At 34.7% G+C, this 17071-nt stretch carries 21 protein-coding genes; 19 read left to right on the top strand and 2 right to left on the bottom strand.

The window, feature by feature from the left end; translation table 11 throughout:
• The first annotated feature begins 1 nt into the window (after position 1).
• The 18 genes from BUA89_RS16635 to BUA89_RS16550 all read left to right on the top strand — a co-directional run bounded on the left by BUA89_RS16635 (position 2) and on the right by BUA89_RS16550 (position 12703).
• Entirely contained in the window at positions 2 to 472 is a 471-nt protein-coding gene (locus BUA89_RS16635; protein ID WP_072960807.1) for a hypothetical protein, read from the top strand.
• Positions 473 to 474: 2 nt separating this feature from the next.
• Positions 475 to 879: a hypothetical protein gene (locus tag BUA89_RS16630; RefSeq protein ID WP_072960804.1), complete on the top strand. Its 405-nt coding sequence runs from the start codon at positions 475 to 477 to the stop codon at positions 877 to 879.
• Positions 876 to 1247: a VOC family protein gene (locus BUA89_RS16625; RefSeq protein WP_072960801.1), complete on the top strand. Its 372-nt coding sequence runs from the start codon at positions 876 to 878 to the stop codon at positions 1245 to 1247. Before BUA89_RS16630 ends, BUA89_RS16625 begins: the two co-directional genes overlap by 4 nt.
• A 35-nt stretch (positions 1248 to 1282) precedes the next feature.
• Positions 1283 to 1732, top strand: coding sequence for a VOC family protein (locus BUA89_RS16620; RefSeq protein WP_072960797.1), 450 nt, complete (start codon positions 1283 to 1285; stop codon positions 1730 to 1732).
• Positions 1733 to 1892: 160 nt separating this feature from the next.
• Complete coding sequence (locus tag BUA89_RS16615) at positions 1893 to 2237, top strand: DoxX family protein (protein WP_072960794.1); 345 nt, start codon at positions 1893 to 1895, stop codon at positions 2235 to 2237.
• Positions 2238 to 2341: 104 nt separating this feature from the next.
• Positions 2342 to 2659 (top strand): hypothetical protein, encoded by a 318-nt coding sequence (locus tag BUA89_RS16610; protein WP_083531704.1) that lies wholly within the window; start codon positions 2342 to 2344, stop codon positions 2657 to 2659.
• A gap of 363 nt (positions 2660 to 3022) precedes the next feature.
• Positions 3023 to 3700: a DUF2490 domain-containing protein gene (locus BUA89_RS16605; protein WP_072960788.1), complete on the top strand. Its 678-nt coding sequence runs from the start codon at positions 3023 to 3025 to the stop codon at positions 3698 to 3700.
• Between the two features lie 35 nt (positions 3701 to 3735).
• On the top strand, positions 3736 to 4740 hold the full coding sequence (locus tag BUA89_RS16600; protein ID WP_072960784.1) for a bestrophin family protein: 1005 nt from the start codon (positions 3736 to 3738) through the stop codon (positions 4738 to 4740).
• 30 nt (positions 4741 to 4770) lie between these two features.
• Complete coding sequence (locus tag BUA89_RS16595; RefSeq protein ID WP_072960780.1) at positions 4771 to 5247, top strand: hypothetical protein; 477 nt, start codon at positions 4771 to 4773, stop codon at positions 5245 to 5247.
• A gap of 80 nt (positions 5248 to 5327) precedes the next feature.
• A complete protein-coding gene (locus BUA89_RS16590; protein WP_072960777.1) occupies positions 5328 to 6941 on the top strand; it encodes a Na+/H+ antiporter in 1614 nt (537 codons plus the stop codon).
• Positions 6942 to 6957: 16 nt separating this feature from the next.
• On the top strand, positions 6958 to 7575 hold the full coding sequence (locus BUA89_RS16585; protein ID WP_072960774.1) for a hypothetical protein: 618 nt from the start codon (positions 6958 to 6960) through the stop codon (positions 7573 to 7575).
• A 27-nt stretch (positions 7576 to 7602) separates the two neighbouring features.
• Positions 7603 to 8055, top strand: a complete 453-nt coding sequence (locus tag BUA89_RS16580; protein ID WP_072960770.1) for an SRPBCC family protein — start codon at positions 7603 to 7605, stop codon at positions 8053 to 8055.
• The gene (locus tag BUA89_RS16575) at positions 8052 to 8438 is read left to right on the top strand and encodes a VOC family protein (protein ID WP_072960766.1); all 387 of its coding nucleotides are present in this window, start codon (positions 8052 to 8054) and stop codon (positions 8436 to 8438) included. The genes BUA89_RS16580 and BUA89_RS16575 overlap by 4 nt, the downstream gene beginning before the upstream one ends.
• A 35-nt stretch (positions 8439 to 8473) precedes the next feature.
• Entirely contained in the window at positions 8474 to 9496 is a 1023-nt protein-coding gene (locus BUA89_RS16570; protein ID WP_072960763.1) for a glutaminyl-peptide cyclotransferase, read from the top strand.
• 28 nt (positions 9497 to 9524) lie between these two features.
• The gene (locus BUA89_RS16565; protein ID WP_072960760.1) at positions 9525 to 10550 is read left to right on the top strand and encodes a glutaminyl-peptide cyclotransferase; all 1026 of its coding nucleotides are present in this window, start codon (positions 9525 to 9527) and stop codon (positions 10548 to 10550) included.
• An 88-nt stretch (positions 10551 to 10638) separates the two neighbouring features.
• Positions 10639 to 11616: a hypothetical protein gene (locus BUA89_RS16560; RefSeq protein WP_072960756.1), complete on the top strand. Its 978-nt coding sequence runs from the start codon at positions 10639 to 10641 to the stop codon at positions 11614 to 11616.
• 35 nt (positions 11617 to 11651) lie between these two features.
• Entirely contained in the window at positions 11652 to 12266 is a 615-nt protein-coding gene (locus BUA89_RS16555) for a deoxynucleoside kinase (protein ID WP_072960753.1), read from the top strand.
• Between the two features lie 86 nt (positions 12267 to 12352).
• Positions 12353 to 12703 (top strand): ArsC/Spx/MgsR family protein, encoded by a 351-nt coding sequence (locus tag BUA89_RS16550; RefSeq protein ID WP_072960750.1) that lies wholly within the window; start codon positions 12353 to 12355, stop codon positions 12701 to 12703.
• A gap of 58 nt (positions 12704 to 12761) precedes the next feature.
• On the opposite strand, the gene BUA89_RS16545 is transcribed toward BUA89_RS16550, so the two are convergent.
• On the bottom strand, positions 12762 to 13067 hold the full coding sequence (locus tag BUA89_RS16545) for a DUF493 family protein (RefSeq protein ID WP_072960746.1): 306 nt from the start codon (positions 13065 to 13067) through the stop codon (positions 12762 to 12764).
• Positions 13068 to 13107: 40 nt separating this feature from the next.
• Entirely contained in the window at positions 13108 to 13785 is a 678-nt protein-coding gene (locus BUA89_RS16540; protein WP_072960743.1) for a DUF4197 family protein, read from the bottom strand.
• Positions 13786 to 14220: 435 nt separating this feature from the next.
• Between BUA89_RS16540 and BUA89_RS16535 the strand changes: the two genes are divergently transcribed.
• Positions 14221 to 17067: a SusC/RagA family TonB-linked outer membrane protein gene (locus tag BUA89_RS16535; RefSeq protein ID WP_072960739.1), complete on the top strand. Its 2847-nt coding sequence runs from the start codon at positions 14221 to 14223 to the stop codon at positions 17065 to 17067.
• Positions 17068 to 17071: the final 4 nt, after the last annotated feature.

Below are 17071 nucleotides of genomic sequence, written 5' to 3'. Positions count from 1 at the left end.
TATGAAAAAAATTCTATTCTTCCTCGTTCTGGCTTCCAATTTTATATTGGCACAAATGCCGAACATTTCCGATGTCTGGCTGAATAACAGCAAAGCGTACACCGGAACCATCGGGGACAAAAATCAGGAGATTAAGCTGAAGATCAGTATTTCTGAACAGAACCGTAAGAATGATCAGGAATATTTTGTTTCAGGATACACGCTCGTAGATAAAAACTACACGAAATTTGAAGGAAAACTAAGTATTACCAAGTACAAGGATGCCAAAAAGAAAGGAAGGGTTTTCGGGGAATACGAACTGGCAGAAGAAAATAAAGGAAAACATTCCGGGCTTTTTAAAGGGAAGTTTATTTATACTTTCAAATGGAATAAAGATTCTGAAAAAGTAGAATCAGAGTACATCGAGTTTATCGGCGACTGGAAAAGCTATGACGGGACATTGGATTTTAAAACCCGCATAAAAAATCAATAAAAATGATTAGAACAGTTTTAGCGGTTATCGCGGGCATCATTGTTGGTTCCATCGGGATCTGGCTGATGGAAATCTTGGGTCATTCGATGTATCCGTATCCTGCAGGCTTACGGCCGGATGATCTGGAAGGTTTTAAAGCTTATGTTGAAAATTTACCTTTCATGGGAAAATTTATGGTGATTCTCGGATATGCTTTGGGAGCTCTTATTTCGGGGTTTGTTTCTACGAAAATTGCAAATAATAATACACCTGTCGCTGCTGTATCATGCGGAATTATCTTTCTGTTTTTCACGATTTATAATATGATCATGCTTCCGACCCCGGCTTGGTTCTGGGTTCTCGGAATCGCTGTTTGGGGATTGGTTTTGGCAGGATATAAATTAGCTTTAAATAAGAATATGATATGAAATTAGGCGCATTTTCAGTAAGTTTAAGTGTAAAAGACCTTCAGAAATCAAAAGATTTTTATGAAAAATTAGGTTTCACAGAAATGGGAGGAAACATGGAGCATAATTATCTGATCATGAAAAACGGAGACCACATTATTGGTCTCTTCAAGGCGATGTTTGATGGCAATATGTTGACGTTCAACCCGGGATGGGATCAGAATGCCCAGAATCTGGAGTCTTTTGATGATGTACGCGATATCCAGAAGCGTTTAAAAGAACAGGGTGTCGAAATTCAGAAAGAAGCTGATGAATCGACTTCAGGGCCGGAACATATCTATCTGAAAGATCCTGATGGAAATATGATTTTAATTGATCAGCACAGATAAAAATAAAACTCTACACTCTAAAAAATAATCAAATTATGGCATCAGTAAACGCTTATTTAACATTCAACGGAAATTGCAGAGAAGCTTTCGACTTTTACAAATCCGTTTTCGGTGGAGAATATCCTTATATAGGAACTTTCGGGGAAATGCCTCCGGTGGAAGAGAAAGAAACTCCCGAAGAAGATAAAGATAAAATCATGCACGTTTCTCTTCCGATATCCAAAGAAACCATCCTGATGGGTAGTGATACCGGCGGCGAGTGGGCATCTCACTTCAAACAGGGAAACAATATTGCAATTTCTATCAATACAGAATCTAAAGAGGAAGCAGATAAATTATTCAACGGTCTTTCTGAAGGCGGAATGGTAACGATGCCGATGGCTGATACTTTCTGGGGAGCTTATTTCGGAATGTTTACGGATAAATTCGGAATTAATTGGATGGTAAATTATGATGATCCTGCAAAAATGCAGCAGCATCCATAGTTTATCACGGATCATTTTAAAAATTAACTTACAAAACTGGCGGAATTTTCGTCAGTTTTATTTTTTGTGCATTTTGAAAGTAAAAAATATTTAAATTTGATTAATTAGGAATTGAAATTCTGCTGATTTCGTTATTATTTAAACCTAAAAAAACATACACATGATTTTAAAAATTATTAATGCCGCATTAATTCTTTTTGCGGTTTACATGGGCATTAAGCAAGGCTGGGCAATGGTTTCAAGAAAGCCTGAAATGCTTCAGATGCTTGGCAAGTTGGGCCTGAATAATACAGCAATTACGGTTTTAGGTATATTTACGTTATTAAGCGCAGTGATGATCGTCATTCCGCAGACGTTTGTATGGGGAAATTTTCTGATGGCGGGAACTATTTTACTCATTATGTGCCTCGAACTTTTTCACGGAGATCTGAATGGTGCATTTATTGAGTTTCCTTTTATTATTTTAAATCTTGTTATAATTTACCTTAAACATCCGTTCCAATGAGGAAGCTTTTATACTTACTGATAATATTTTCTGTGTTTTCAGCATGTGCACAGAAAAATGATTCAAAAAAAATAACTCAGAGTCAGGAAAAAACAAAAAATATAATGGATATATCAAAATTAAACGAAACGGTAAAAAATGCTTTTGAAGCATGGCAAAATGGCAATGCGGAAGTTTTCACTTCTTATTTTACATCAGATGTAAAATTATACGATGACGGAAGTCCAAGAGATTTCAAAAAGTTTGTAAAAGAAGCTTGCGGGCACGAAAAATTTATGTCAATAGAGAAGATTGAAAACGAAGGAAAAGATATTTACGGAGAATTTCATACGGAAAGCTGGGGCGATTTTAAGACCTATTTTAAATTCAGTTTGAATAAGGAAGGAAAATTCGATAAACTGGAAATCGGACAGGCAAATTAAAATTACTATTCAAATAAAATTATATAAACCGGCAAACTCTGTCGGTTTTTTATGTAATTGAATTTAAAAAACTTAAGAGTTCTCATTTAATAAACTTATTAAAATCAATTTATAAATTTCTCAATCCTCAATCCTCAATCCCCAAATAATTTCTTAAAGCCTTTAATGTTTAAATAAAATTCTTAACGTTGAGATTGAAAATATTTAGTAAATTGGTTATCAGGTTTGCTAAATAGCCAATGTTTGAAATAAAACTAAAAAGCAATTCACACATAGGATTGATTTTTCAAAAGAGTTTATAGTTTGTTATTATTGATTTAAAATATTAAATTTGTTGAAAACGATAGATAATAGTAATAAACGATGAGGGGAATTTTTACAAAGGTAACATTAGGTGCTTTTTTGGCAGCAACAACAATAGTCAAAGCTCAGAAAAATGATTTGGGAGCCTGGTATATGTATTTCGGAAATAATAAAATAAGTAAAAAACTGAATTTTCATAATGAAATCCAGTACCGGAATTTTGATGCGGTCGGAGATCTGGAACAGCTGCTGATACGTACAGGAATAGGATACGATCTGTCGGAAAACAATAATAATATTTTGTTGGGATACGGATTTATTCTAAGCCAGCCTTATGTAAACGGAGAAAAAACTGAAAACATAGAGCACCGTATTTTCCAGCAGTATATTACAAAGCAAAAATTCGGTCGTTTTTACCTTCAGCACCGTTACCGCCTGGAAGAGCGCTTTTTGCAGGATGATTTCAGGATGAGGTTCCGCTATTTTTTAGGATTGAATATTCCGATCAATAATAAAGAAATGTTGCCTAAAACCTTTTACGGATCGGTATATAATGAGATTTTTCTTCATTTAAACAGCCCGACTTTCGACAGAAACCGTGTGTATGGAGCCTTAGGATATGTTATAAATAAGAATATGAGAATCGAAGCGGGCTACATGAATCAGATTCAAGAAAACAGAAACCGCGGGCAGGTTCAGATTGGCTTTTACAACAATATTCCGTTCACAAAAGAGTAATGAAAATAAATAAAAACTAAAAATCTTAAACACTTATGCATGCAGGGAAAAAATTTGGAGCAATAGAATTTATTGTCTGGACGAGAAGAAGTATTTATTGTCTGGCAACTTTGTCCGCAATTCCTACATTGCTGTACTTTTTGGGATGGAAATTCCTTTCTTTTCCGTGGCAGCCTATCGCTATCATGGGAACTGCAGTGGCTTTTATTGTAGGTTTTAAAAACAATGCCAGCTACAGTCGGCTTTGGGAAGCAAGACAGATTTACGGATCTATTATTAATGACAGCCGAAGTTTCGGATATGTGTTGAGGGATTCTCTTTCAGAACGAAACCCGAAGAAGGTTAAAGAGATGTTTCTTCGTCATTATGCATGGTTAACGGCATTGCGGTTTCAGCTTCGCGAACCAAGGGCATGGGAGAATATGAACACGGCACAGTTTAAAGAATATGCTGAAAAGTATGATATTTCCGAAAAGCTTTTAAATCTGGATGATGAACTGAGAAATTATCTTTCTGATCATGAACTGCAATATATTTTAAGTAAGAAAAACAGGGCAACTCAGCTGATGGCAAGCCAGAGCAAAGAGTTGTCGGAAGCTTACAGAAACGGAGAAATTAACGATTTTCAGTGGACACAGATCAATCAGCAGTTAATAAAATTTACAGACTATCAGGGAAGAGCGGAAAGGATTAAAAATTTTCCATATCCCAGAAATTTTTCTTCTATCACCACTTATTTGCTGTTGCTGTTTATTGTTTTTGTGCCTTTCGGATTATTGAAAGAATTCGATAAATTAGGTGAAGGGACTGTTATTGAAGGGTTGACGCTTTGGTTCAATATTCCGTTTTCATTATTGGTGACCTGGTGTTTCCATACATTGGATAGTGTGGGCGAATCTTCTGTAAACCCTTTTGAAGGAAGCGCGAATGACGTTCCGATAACCCAGATCAGCAGAACGATTGAAATTGATATGCGCGATATGCTGGATGAAGATAATCTGCCGCCACCTATTACCGCAAAAAATAATATTGTGCTGTAAACTTTTTTATTATTCCTTATTAATAGAGTCATGGAAGATATTTATTTTGATCAATCATTAGACAATGAGCAGATTTCAAATACGTTATCTGAAACTTTTCCTGCACTGACTGTCTTTTATTGGGATTTTAATAATGACATGCCTGAGGAATTAGATTTTGATAATACCCATCATATTTTCTTTAATACAGGAGATGGTTTTGGGTGTGAGGAGTTTAATTTTAAGATATCAGTCTATAGAACTCCTGATGCTAATCATAAAGAGAGAGAATTTTATTTGGGTAAAATATTTTCAGATAAGTACAAAATAAGAACGCTTATACCATTTACGAAACCCGATGAACCGGGCGATCCGTATTATGACATTGTTTTTGATGACGGAAAAATATATCTGGCTGACGATAGTGAAGTGGGTCTGAAAGACGAACCGGGAACGATTAGAATTCTTGAGGAATATGATTTGAATGTTTTTGATTTTAATGAAAGGGCTGCATTGATCAAAAACTAGTTATAAATAAACATAAAAACACAAGACGAAAAATTATTATTCAAAATTTAAATAGTTTAGTATTTCAAAAAAAATTAATAATGATTCATAATTACGTCACCATATCCATTGCGGTGTTATTGTCTGTGATGATTCTGGTAATGATCGGGCAGAAGCTGAAAGTGGCTTATCCTATCTTTCTGGTTATTGCAGGGCTCCTCATAAGTCTCATTCCGGGAATGCCACGTATCGAAATAGAACCCGATTTGGTATTTTTAATTTTCCTTCCGCCGATTTTATTTGAAGCAGCGTGGTTTACCTCGTGGCAGGATTTTCATAAGTGGAGAAAGCAGATTTTTTCAATGGCGTTCGGTTTGGTATTTTTAACCTCCATTGTGGTAGCATACCTTTCTTCATCGATTATTCCGGGGCTAACGGTGGCGATGGGATTCTTACTGGGAGGAGTAAATTCTCCGCCGGACGCCGTAGCCGCAACATCGGTTTTAAAACACATGAAAATTCCAAAGAAAATCACAACCATTTTGGAAGGGGAGAGCCTTATTAACGATGCATCGAGTTTAATTGTATTTAAATTTGCCTTGGCAGCCGTAATCTCAGGGCAGTTTATTTTCAGAGAAGCTGTTCAGGATTTTTTCATGATGGCTATCGGGGGAATTGCAATAGGCGCGGGAGTCGGGCTTCTTTTTGGCAAATTATTAAAATTAATTCCTTCCAACTCAAATATCGACACCATTATTACATTAATTGTTCCTTACATTATGTATATCGGAGCTGAACATTTTCACTTTTCAGGTGTATTGGCGGTTGTTGTGGGAGGTTTGTTAATGTCTTACAATTCGCATTGTTACTTAAGTCATACTTCAAGAATTCAGTCGGGAAATGTCTGGAGTGTCCTGATATTTTTAATGAATACGATTATTTTTATTTTAATCGGCTTAGAATTACCGGTTGTTGTAGCAGCAATGAAAGATTATACGATTTCGGAAGGGATTTTCTATAGCGTTGTAATCGGGGGCGCTATTATCGGAACGAGAATTTTGTACAGTTATGCCTTAATGTATTTTCCAAGACTTTGTTCTAAAGAATTATGTGAAAAAGTTCCTAAACCCGATTGGCGGGAACCTTTTATTATCAGTTTTGCCGCAATGAGAGGAGTGGTTTCCTTAGCTGCAGCTCTTTCCATTCCTGCATTTTTACCGAATGGTGAAGCATTTCCGCATAGAAATATCATTTTGTTCGTAACATTCGTTATTATATTGATTACCTTAGTAGGGCAGGGATTATTATTGACACCGATTCTCAAGTTATTAAAGATTACCGATGCAGGAAGTGAGCTTCCGGAAGAAAAGCAGGAAGTGATTTTAATGAGAAAGCTTAAAGAAACCGCTTTGCATAAGCTGCAGAATGATTTTTCAGATTTGGCAGAAACCAATAGCTTAGTCAAACATCAGAAGCATAAACTGGAAAACGAAATGATGATGATGGCGGATAAAGCCCAATGCATGGCTTCTACCGGAGATTATGTAACGGCAATGAGTGAAAATAAAGATGTTATGCGACAGATTATTCAGGCACAGCGAAATGAGCTTCACCGCATGAAACGCGAAAAGATTTTTGATGATCATGTCATGAGAACTATTGAAATGCAGCTCGATTTTGATGAAGCGAAGATTACAGGATTTGCACATGGATAGCTTTAACTAAATTGAAATGGCTGAAAATAAAATTATTGTAAGAACAGAATCTGAAAATCTTTGGTGGGGAATTTATGGTCTTAACGAAAAGACGGGCTGGGAGGATTTAACATTATTCGACGAATCTCATGAGAAAATCGGAAGACTTTGCTTGTGTACAAAATCATATTTGCGGGCTGTTTTGGAAGATTTGGTGGATGACGAGAATGAAATAGAATTTAGAGATATAGTACAGAGGCATTTATCTGGAGAGGTTTGCAATTATTGGTTTTGTTATGATGAGAGAGAAGATGAAGACTTTTTCGAAGTAGATTTTGAGGCTCCTAAAAATGAAAAAGGTGTAAAGCCTTCCTATATCGAAATTTTTCATCCTGATGAAGGAATTGGAATTGATACTATTCAATCTGCAGTAAATACTTTTGCAAAAGACTTTCTGCATATAGATCATAGTACAGTTGAGGTTGTATGCGATGTGCCTTTAGAAGAAGCTGTTAAAAGTTTTAAAGTGCATCAGGAAAGATTTGGTGATGGGGATATAAATGTTTTATTTTCAGATAAAGTGATTACTGAGCTGTCAGTACTTTGGAAAATGGAAAAGGAACAGGTTTTGGATAAGTTGAAGGTAAGTATTTAAATATTTTAACAATTAAAAACAAAAAATATGAGCAATCCAATCATCGTAGAACATAAAGTCAATGCACCCATAGACAAAGTGTGGCAGGCATTAACCGACAAAAACGAAATGAGAATCTGGTATTTCGATATTGAAGATTTTGAATTGAAGATTGGAGCAATATTTAATTTTTATGAACCCGGTGACGAAAAAAAATACCATCATCAGGCAGAAGTTGTAGAAATTATTCCGAATAAAAAACTAAAACATACCTGGACCTATCCTGAATTTTCAGATCAAAAAACAATCCTGACCTGGGAACTTCAGGCAGATGCGGACCATACCTTAATTAAACTGATTCATGATGATATTGATTATTTCGGCGATTTAGGCGAAAATTTTTCAAGAAATGCTTTTACGGAAGGCTGGAACGGAATTATAGGGCAAAGCCTGAAGCCTTATCTTGAAAATGGAATAAATGAAAATTCTAAAAACTCATGAAGTCAAAATTCACTTCTCTGCGCCCGATTTTATGGACTGAAAATATGGATGAAACCATAGGCTTTTATCAACAATGTCTGGGTTTTACATTGAACGAAAGGAATGACGACTGGCAATGGGCTTCACTTGAAAAAGATGAGGTGCAGATTATGCTGACAAAGCCTAATTCTCACGAAAAATTTAACGGTATTGGATTTACTGGCTCCTTCTACTTCAATGTCGATAACGTGGATGAGCTCTGGGAAGATTTGAAAACAAAAGTGAAAATCTGCTACGAAATCGAAACTTTCGACTGGGCAATGAGAGAGTTTGCAATCTATGACAACAATGGCTATATATTACAATTTGGTCAACATATCAATGAAATTCGTTCATCGGAATAAATTTTGCTAATTTTGGGGAAATTATTTAGAATTCAATGAAAAAAAATATTATAGCTGGTTTTGCAGCGATCTTGTTGTTGGCGTCTTGTAAAAATGATAAAAAAATTCTTGACTCATTGGCAGACTACAACAACTCAATGACGGAGAAAGGGTATCATTTTGGAGATAAGTTAACGTTGCCAAAAGAAGTAACCGATGATGCAGAAAGTATTTCCATCAGTTTTGGTGATAAAGAAACTTCAGATTTAACGATTGATCCGAAATTCTTTACTTTAGGCGACAATGCTGTTACTTTTAATATCAAAACAAAAGGAGGCGAAACACTTAATCAGGATGCAACCATAAACGTTTTTGCTAAAAATCCTGAACAGAAAATCAATTACGAAATCATTGCCGAATACCCTCACGATCCGAAAAATTTTGTACAGGGTTTCCAGATTGAAGGGAATACCATCTATGAAAGTGACGGCCAGAACGGGTCTTCACAAATCTTAAAATATACTCTGGGAACTACAACGCCTTTAGCTTCTACGAAACAGGCTCAGGAAGATTTTTCGGAAGGAAGTACCATTGTAGGCGACAAAGTCTATCAATTAACCTGGCAGAGTAAAAAAGGGTATATCTATGATAAAAGTTCATTGAAATTATTATCGGAATTTGCCTATCCAAATGTATTGGGAGAAGGTTGGGGATTAACGTATGATGGGAAAAACCTGATCGCTTCAGACGGAAGTAAATTATTGTATTTCCTGGATGTAAATGACCCTTCAAAAATGGTGAAATATATTGCTGTTGCGGGAAGTTCTCAGACTTACGATCAATTAAATGAACTTGAATATCACAACGGATTTATCTATGCCAATGTTTGGCAGAAGCCGGTTATTTTAAAAATTAATCCTGCTACCGGAGAAGTTGTGGGAACATTTGATTTTACGGATATTGCAAAACAAAATACAAAAGGAAGTGATGATGTGTTAAACGGAATTGCTTTCAAAGGTGAAAATATGTTGGTGACAGGGAAAAACTGGCCAAAGATTTATGAAGTGGCGATTAAATAATTTTAAGTTCAACCAAATTTAAAGTAAAGTGAAGAGAAGTCTGATAGCCGGTTTTGCAGTATTTTTGTTGTTGGTTTCCTGTAAAGATGACAGAAAAATGCTCGATTCTTTGGCAGATTACAACAATTCGATGGAGGAAAAAGGATATCATTTTGGGGATAAGCTGATGCTTCCGCAGGAGGTAACCGATAATGCAGAAAGTATTTCCATCAGTTTTGGAGATAAAGAAACTTCAGGTTTAACGATTGATCCTAAATTCTTTAGATTTGGAGAAAACAATGTTACTTTCAATATCAAAACAAAAGGTGGCGAAACTTTAAATCAGGATGCTACAATTAATGTTTTTTCAAAAACTCCTGAGAAAAATATTGCCTATGAAATTGTGGCAGAATATCCTCACGATCCGAAAAACTTTGTCGAAGGTTTTCTCATAGAAGGAAATACAATTTATGAAAGCGACGGACTGGAAAAAGCTTCACAATTAATAAAATATACATTAGGAAGTACTGCACCAGGTTTGGTTGAAAAACAGCCGGCTGAAATTTTTTCCGAAGGAATTACGGTTGTTGGAGATAAAATTTATCAGCTGACCTACCGAAATAAAATTGGCTTTGTATACGATAAAAATACATTGAAGAAAATCTCAGAATTTCCTTTGCCTAATGAGTTTGGAGAAGGTTGGGGACTAACTTATGACGGTAAAAACCTCATTGCAGATACAGGATCAAACGATCTGTTCTTTTTGGATGCCAATAATCCTTCAAAAGTGGTGAAAACCGTTTCTGTAGGAGGAAATAAAGAGATTTACAATCAAATCAATGAGCTTGAATATCACAACGGGTTTATTTATGCTAACGTTTGGCACCAGCCGTATATTTTGAAGATCAATCCAACAACAGGAGAAGTGGTGGGAAAGTTTGATTTTACCAAAATTACAGAAGAAAATACCAAAGTTGATACCGAACATGTTTTAAACGGAATTGCTTTTAAGGGAGAAAATATGTTGGTAACAGGCAAAAATTGGTCAAAAATTTATGAAATTGCGATTAAATAAGTTAAAATGAATCACAATTTCTATTGAAATAAATAAAAATAGTAAATTGGTAGCGTTCCTTTTCGGAGCGCTATCTTAGTAAAAGAATTTGAGACTATTACCATTAATATTTGCATTGATTTTCTGTTCGTTGTCGGCACAGAAAGCTCTTCCTTTAGACACTTTAAAGTTGAAGGAAGCCAAAGACATGCTGGCAGACGATTACGGCAATTTATACATTTACAAAAACAAAGATTTCAGTTTTACGAAATATGATTCTTTGGGAAAACAGATTGGGAGGCTGATGCTTACGGTTCCTTACAAAATTCAGACGGTACAAAACCCGTTGAGTGTTCCTTTATTTTCAGAAAATGCTCAGGAAATGAAATTTGTAGACCAAAATATGAACGAAATCCAAAAAGTTGATTTTAAGCAGAAGTTTGGCTTCATCAAAATGGCCTATGCGGAAGATTTGCAGCAATTGTGGCTGTTGGACGACAGTACAAAACGTTTGATTCAGTATAATTTCAGACAGGAAAACACCATTAATTCTTATCCTTTCGATGCAAGTCTTGATGATCTGATGGATCTATTGGTGTATGAAAATAAAGTGTATATTCTTACCAGAAAGCACATCAGGGTGTATACCTTAAAATTCGAAAAGATATTTGAGGCTGCGATAGAAAACGGAAAACGTTTCAGGAGAGAGAATGAATTTATTTTAGTTATAACAAATAATTCGATTTTAAAGTACGTTCCGGAAAAAGAAATGGTTAAGGTTTTCGAGGATCCGGATGCACAAATTGTGGATAAAAATACCCTTTCATATTTTGAAATCAAAGCCAACAAACTTTATCTTTACAACCTCGAAAAAAATGTAGAAGCGAAGCTGCAAACTGAGCCCGATCCCAAGCCGAAAGCAAAGGATCGGGAAGTGGAAAAGCCAGAGCAAAAGCCTTCAGAACCGGATAGCCCGGAAGAAAAGCTGGAGAAAAAGACTCAGGAAATTGAAAATAAAAATCCTGCAGAAAGTTCTTTACAGAAGCTGATTGAAGATGTTTCTGAGATCGAATCTGCTGGCGTTTAGTGTTATTTAAAAATCAAAAAATATAGTAAGGAAAGATGCATATTGCAGTTACAGGAAATATTGGAGCAGGGAAAACTACGTTAACGACGATGCTTTCCAAGCACTATGGATGGGATGCCCAGTTTGAAGATGTAGATCATAACCCTTATCTGGAGGATTTTTACGCAGATATGAGCAAATGGAGTTTTGCTTTGCAGATTTATTTCTTAGGAAGCAGATTCCGTCAGGTAAAAGAAATCAGAGAAAGTGGTAAAAATATTATCCAGGACCGTACGATTTACGAGGATGCACACATTTTTGCAGAAAACCTGAATGATATGAATCTTCTTTCGGATCGTGATTTTAAAAATTATGAAGCGGTTTTTACCTTAATGAAATCTTTCATTTCTGCCCCGGATTTATTAATTTATCTAAAATCTGATGTTCCAAATTTAGTTAAAAAGATCTATAAAAGAGGAAGGGAATATGAAGCGTCGATCAGCATCGAATATCTTTCCAAACTGAATCAAAAGTATGAAAAATGGATTTCCAATTATACAGAAGGAAAATTATTGGTCATTGAAGTAGATGATATAGATTTTGTTGAGAAGCCTGAAGATTTCGGATTTATCTTAGAAAAAATAGAAGCAGAATTGAATGGTCTGTTTTAACAAAGTTTTATTATAAATTAAAGTCCCGGTACGTTGATTTCTTTTTAAATTTGTTAGAACAAGTTTAATTTTAAATATAATTAAAGATGTTAGTAAAGGTTTTACATAATGGAAACTGTTCCAAATCGAATGCTGTGTTGGAATATCTGGATGAAAACGGAGTACCGTTCGAGATCATCAATATTGTGGACGACCCGCTGAGTATTCTTGAAATTAAAACTGTTTTAAAGAAACTGAACCAAAGTGTTTTTCACATCATCCGAAAAACCGAAAAATTATATCTGGAGAATTTTGCCAACAGTAATTTGTCCGAAGAAGAATGGATTAAGGTCTTGTCTGAAAATCCATCGCTGATCCAAAGACCGATTTTAATTAAAGGTTTTGTCGCGATGTTAGGAAGACCGATTGAGAATGTTAAGTATTTTATCGAAAAGTAATAAATACATTAAAAAATTAAACTAAAAAAACCGTTGGAGAACCAACGGTTTTTGTTTTCTACAATAGAATAACGCCTTCTATTTTTGCGACTTCTTTATAAATATGTACCACCTGATCGGCATCTAAAACGAATGCGTTGATGTTACAGGCTGTATACTTTCCGTTTTTGCTTTCTCTGTTTCCTAATGTGAACTTAATACCATCAAAAACTTTATAAATTTCTGTCAGTTTAGACTGATCGGTCGGAATAATAAATTTGAATAAATAATCCTCTGGAAAATCGTGGTGACCTTCCAGTTTCTCCCTTAAAGAATTGTAAAAATCTTCAGGGCTTGCATGTTGATTTCCTTGTAATATATCCATCTGCTTTTAAAATATCTATATAAATATAGTGAAAATTTTTCTATTTTCCAAGTGGTCCGAGGAGCGATTTGGAGTTCTGGATTTCGTAATCTTCAATAATATTAAAGATTCCGTTTACCAGCTGTTCAGAGGCTAATTGGGATAATCCTCCGGCGTTTACGGTTGTTTTATTTCCTCCTAAAAGACTTCCCAGTAAATTACTTCCCGATAAAGCGGTATTAATACTTTTTACAATGCCATATTGATTAAGCTGTTCGTCCACCTTCGGAGCAATTGCAGCGATCAGTTGTTGGGAGGTCTTTTCTTTCAAAATCAAAGTGGCAGTACCTTTCTCTCCCTGAATAATTCTGGTAACATCCTGGGCATTCAGGCTGTTTACTGCAGTCGTTAAAATCGGTTTTGAAATATTTACGGTATAAACTGCCGCATCAGCGATATACTCTCTTTCTTTTTTAACCAAAGAGGGTGCAACCTTTTCTAACATTGAATTGATCTCTCTCAATTGCTTTGGAAGGGCTTTATCCACCATATTGTTTTGCAGGAACGACTCTCTGTTGCTGTAAATGTTGGCGCCTTTGTCAATTCCGTTTAAAAGAAGTCTTTTGATAATTGATAATCCCAAATCAGACGTTGCCAGCGTGGTGCATGACTGAACTGTCGTATTGATAACAGCTCCGGTTCCTATAAGTAAAGCAGCTGCGATGAAGTATTTTTTCATTGATATTGATTAAACTGAAACTCATTTCAAATAACGAACCAAATTTAAAGACAATAAAACTTTTAACAAATTTTTATAGAAAATATTCGTCCGAAAATTCATTTTCTTGATAACTATTATATGATAAGAGACATAATGGTAAAAATTGTTATTAATATTTTTTTGCTGCTATTTTAGCTGTTATGAACGCTTGTGATTTAAATTAATGTGAATTATATTAAAACAAATAAAGGTTTTTAACAAAATTATTGAGAATTATTGAATGTTATAAATTAATAAAATATTAAAAAAAATTAAGTAAAATTAACAATGTAAAGGATATTTTTATAATTTTGGTTAATGTCTTTTTCTGAGAATAAGTTGTTTTTCAATGAAAAGACTAAAAAGACACATGTCTTTTTGTTAAAATTGATTGTACGAATAAAATTAAACTATATGAAACAAAGTGATTTAAAGTATTCATGTCTCATTGCTGTTTTATACTTTGGTATGAATGTCAATGCGCAGGTTACTCCTAGAGACACTGTGGCTAAGGAACAGAAAATTGAGGAGGTAGTGATGATTGGATATGGTAGCAGAAAAAAAGTTGATAACACAACTTCTGTTAGCTCAATCAGTGCTGAAGAGGTTACAAAAACAAAGGTTCTTAATGCATCACAAGCGATTCAAGGTAAAGCAGCAGGGGTGCAGGTTACCGCATCAGATGCTCCAGGTTCTACTCCTACCGTAATGATTAGGGGGCTTGGAACGGTATTAGGCGGAAGAACACCATTATACGTAGTTGATGGTATGTTTACAGAGAACATCAATAATATTAATTCGAATGATATCTTAACCTATGATGTTTTAAAAGATGCTGCTGCTTTAGCAATCTATGGTAACAGGGCTGCAAACGGGGTAATTATTATTACTACGAAATCAGGGAAGGGTAAATTAAGCGTTTCTTATGATGGATTAGTTGGGATTAGAAACCCCTTAAAAACAATTAAGATGGCAAGTGGTTCTGAATTTGCCAATTATAATAACGCAGGTAAATCTAGTAAATATTTAAATCCGGATCAGCCTTATAATACAGATTGGTTTAAAGAAATTACAAGAACAGGGATTTATAATCAACATAATGTTTCTATTTCAGGTTCTTCTGAAGCTGCAAAATATTTTTTAAGTTTAGGAAATTATGATGAACAGTCTATTCTTAAAGGAACTAATTATAATAGAACCACAGTAAGAACGAACAACGAATTTAGAATTACTAAAGGAATTAGATTAGCCCAAACTTTGAGTGCCACATTTACAAACGATACTCCAAAGTCATTTGGTGTTTTTACAAGTGCATATAAACAATCTCCATTAGTTCCCGTTTATTATCCAAATGGAAAGTATGGGCAACCAATTTATGACCCTGCGACAGGAAATATCGGTTATGTTGGAAGCAGATTTAATGATGTGGGTAATCCAGTAATGCAGCTTGCTTATGATAATCAGAAAGGGAAAAACTTTTTGTTGCAAGGTGGATTAAAATTAGATATTGATGTCTTTAAGGACTTAAAATTTACATCTCAATTTAGTGGAGAGTATAATAATTATAAGTACTACAATTTTGTCAATTCAAAAGCTTTTTGGCTAGATAGTGATCCGATGAGAGTAGATAGCCAATACTCGGCAACATCACCATTAACCAGATTGACTAATAGAAATCAAAATTATTATAATTGGTTACTGAATAATTATTTGACTTATACTAAAAAAATTGGAAATCACGATATTGAAGTAGTAGCTGGTACAGAAACTTCAGTAATGAATGGTATTGAAACTTTAATTATCAATAGACAAAATGTTCCGGTTTCACAGGACTATTGGAATCTCAGTGGAGTTGATTATTATGGTAATCTATTTAGTGATAGTTCAACTAAAGCTATTGAGTCAATACAAGGTAATAGAAATACCACAACATCCTATTTCGGAAGGCTTCAATATAAATTCATGAATCGTTATTTATTAAGTGGAACTATTAGACGAGACGGATCATCTCAGTTTGCTGAAGGTCACAAATGGGGAACATTTCCTTCGTTTGGAGCCGGTTGGGTAATTTCTGAGGAAGACTTTATGAAAGATGGCTTTTTCAATTTATTAAAATTAAGAGGAGGGTGGGGTAAATTAGGTAATCAAAGAGTACCGTTAAATTACTTGCCGCTTTCTGCAGGAGCTACCTATAACTATGGATTTGGATCATCACCAGTTAGTAATGGTATTACAGTTAATCAAGGTTATGACCCAGACTTAGGATGGGAAGTTACGGAAGAGACTTCTGTAGGTTTAGATTTTGGTATTTTAAATAACAGGTTAACAGGAACATTTGATGTTTACAATAGAAAAACAAATAATCTTGTTTTAGGTGTTGTACCATATTTAGCAACAGGGATTGCAGATGTTAATTATTCACATATGGGAAGTGTTGTAAATAAGGGAGCTGAAGTTAGCCTTAATTGGGCAGATAAAGTAGGAGAAGATTTTTCATACTCAATTGGAGCAAATTATTCTTATAATAAAAATAGACTTGCTAGTATTGATTTATCGAAACCAGTTTCACAGATTGTAGGAGGAAATTTAGGAAACGGGATAGATACTAAATTATTCAATGCATCTTCAGTAGGTTACGCTTTAGGAAGTTTTTATTTATATGAGGTCGATGGATATGATGCACAAGGTAATTTAAAATTCAAAGATTTGAATGGTAATGGAGCGATGGATGGAGGAGATAGACGCTTTTTTGACTCCTATATTCCAAAATCAACATTAGGAGTTAATATATCAATGTCTTATAAAAATTGGGATTTTGCTCTGAATGGTTATGGTGCTTTTGGTTTCAAAGTATATAATGGTAAGAAAGCACAACGAAATGGTGGTGAAAATGTAGAGGCTTCTGTAGCTAATGACTTTTGGACACCAACGAATACTAATGCTGCAAACCCTGTAAATCCTTCGAACATTCCAGTTGCATCTAATTTTTATTTAGAAAGTGGAGATTACTTCAGAATTAATAATATTTCAGTAGGATATACATTTAAAAATGTTACAGAATATATGAAATCTATTAAACTGTATGTAAGTGCAATAAATCCAATAGTATTTCAAAAATATTCAGGATATTCTTCAGAATTGTCCGGATATAATCCTTCAGATACTACTGCAGAAGGAGATCCATATAAACGAGCAGGTATAGAGCTTGATGCTTATCCTACTTTAAGATCTTTTGTATTTGGTGTTAACCTAAATTTTTAAAAAA

It is taken from the genome of Chryseobacterium arachidis (assembly GCF_900129245.1).
GTDB lineage: Bacteria > Bacteroidota > Bacteroidia > Flavobacteriales > Weeksellaceae > Chryseobacterium > Chryseobacterium arachidis.
This window is presented reverse-complemented; position numbering and strand designations above follow the sequence as displayed.

Bases quoted from the DNA above. Each gene is read 5' to 3' on its own strand.
- BUA89_RS16635 (WP_072960807.1), top strand. From the start codon at position 2: ATGAAAAAAATTCTATTCTTCCTCGTTCTGGCTTCCAATTTTATATTG.
- BUA89_RS16630 (WP_072960804.1), top strand. From the start codon at position 475: ATGATTAGAACAGTTTTAGCGGTTATCGCGGGCATCATTGTTGGTTCC.
- BUA89_RS16625 (WP_072960801.1), top strand. From the start codon at position 876: ATGAAATTAGGCGCATTTTCAGTAAGTTTAAGTGTAAAAGACCTTCAG.
- BUA89_RS16620 (WP_072960797.1), top strand. From the start codon at position 1,283: ATGGCATCAGTAAACGCTTATTTAACATTCAACGGAAATTGCAGAGAA.
- BUA89_RS16615 (WP_072960794.1), top strand. From the start codon at position 1,893: ATGATTTTAAAAATTATTAATGCCGCATTAATTCTTTTTGCGGTTTAC.
- BUA89_RS16610 (WP_083531704.1), top strand. From the start codon at position 2,342: ATGGATATATCAAAATTAAACGAAACGGTAAAAAATGCTTTTGAAGCA.
- BUA89_RS16605 (WP_072960788.1), top strand. From the start codon at position 3,023: ATGAGGGGAATTTTTACAAAGGTAACATTAGGTGCTTTTTTGGCAGCA.
- BUA89_RS16600 (WP_072960784.1), top strand. From the start codon at position 3,736: ATGCATGCAGGGAAAAAATTTGGAGCAATAGAATTTATTGTCTGGACG.
- BUA89_RS16595 (WP_072960780.1), top strand. From the start codon at position 4,771: ATGGAAGATATTTATTTTGATCAATCATTAGACAATGAGCAGATTTCA.
- BUA89_RS16590 (WP_072960777.1), top strand. From the start codon at position 5,328: ATGATTCATAATTACGTCACCATATCCATTGCGGTGTTATTGTCTGTG.
- BUA89_RS16585 (WP_072960774.1), top strand. From the start codon at position 6,958: ATGGCTGAAAATAAAATTATTGTAAGAACAGAATCTGAAAATCTTTGG.
- BUA89_RS16580 (WP_072960770.1), top strand. From the start codon at position 7,603: ATGAGCAATCCAATCATCGTAGAACATAAAGTCAATGCACCCATAGAC.
- BUA89_RS16575 (WP_072960766.1), top strand. From the start codon at position 8,052: ATGAAGTCAAAATTCACTTCTCTGCGCCCGATTTTATGGACTGAAAAT.
- BUA89_RS16570 (WP_072960763.1), top strand. From the start codon at position 8,474: ATGAAAAAAAATATTATAGCTGGTTTTGCAGCGATCTTGTTGTTGGCG.
- BUA89_RS16555 (WP_072960753.1), top strand. From the start codon at position 11,652: ATGCATATTGCAGTTACAGGAAATATTGGAGCAGGGAAAACTACGTTA.
- BUA89_RS16550 (WP_072960750.1), top strand. From the start codon at position 12,353: ATGTTAGTAAAGGTTTTACATAATGGAAACTGTTCCAAATCGAATGCT.
- BUA89_RS16545 (WP_072960746.1), bottom strand. From the start codon at position 13,067: ATGGATATATTACAAGGAAATCAACATGCAAGCCCTGAAGATTTTTAC.
- BUA89_RS16540 (WP_072960743.1), bottom strand. From the start codon at position 13,785: ATGAAAAAATACTTCATCGCAGCTGCTTTACTTATAGGAACCGGAGCT.
- BUA89_RS16535 (WP_072960739.1), top strand. From the start codon at position 14,221: ATGAAACAAAGTGATTTAAAGTATTCATGTCTCATTGCTGTTTTATAC.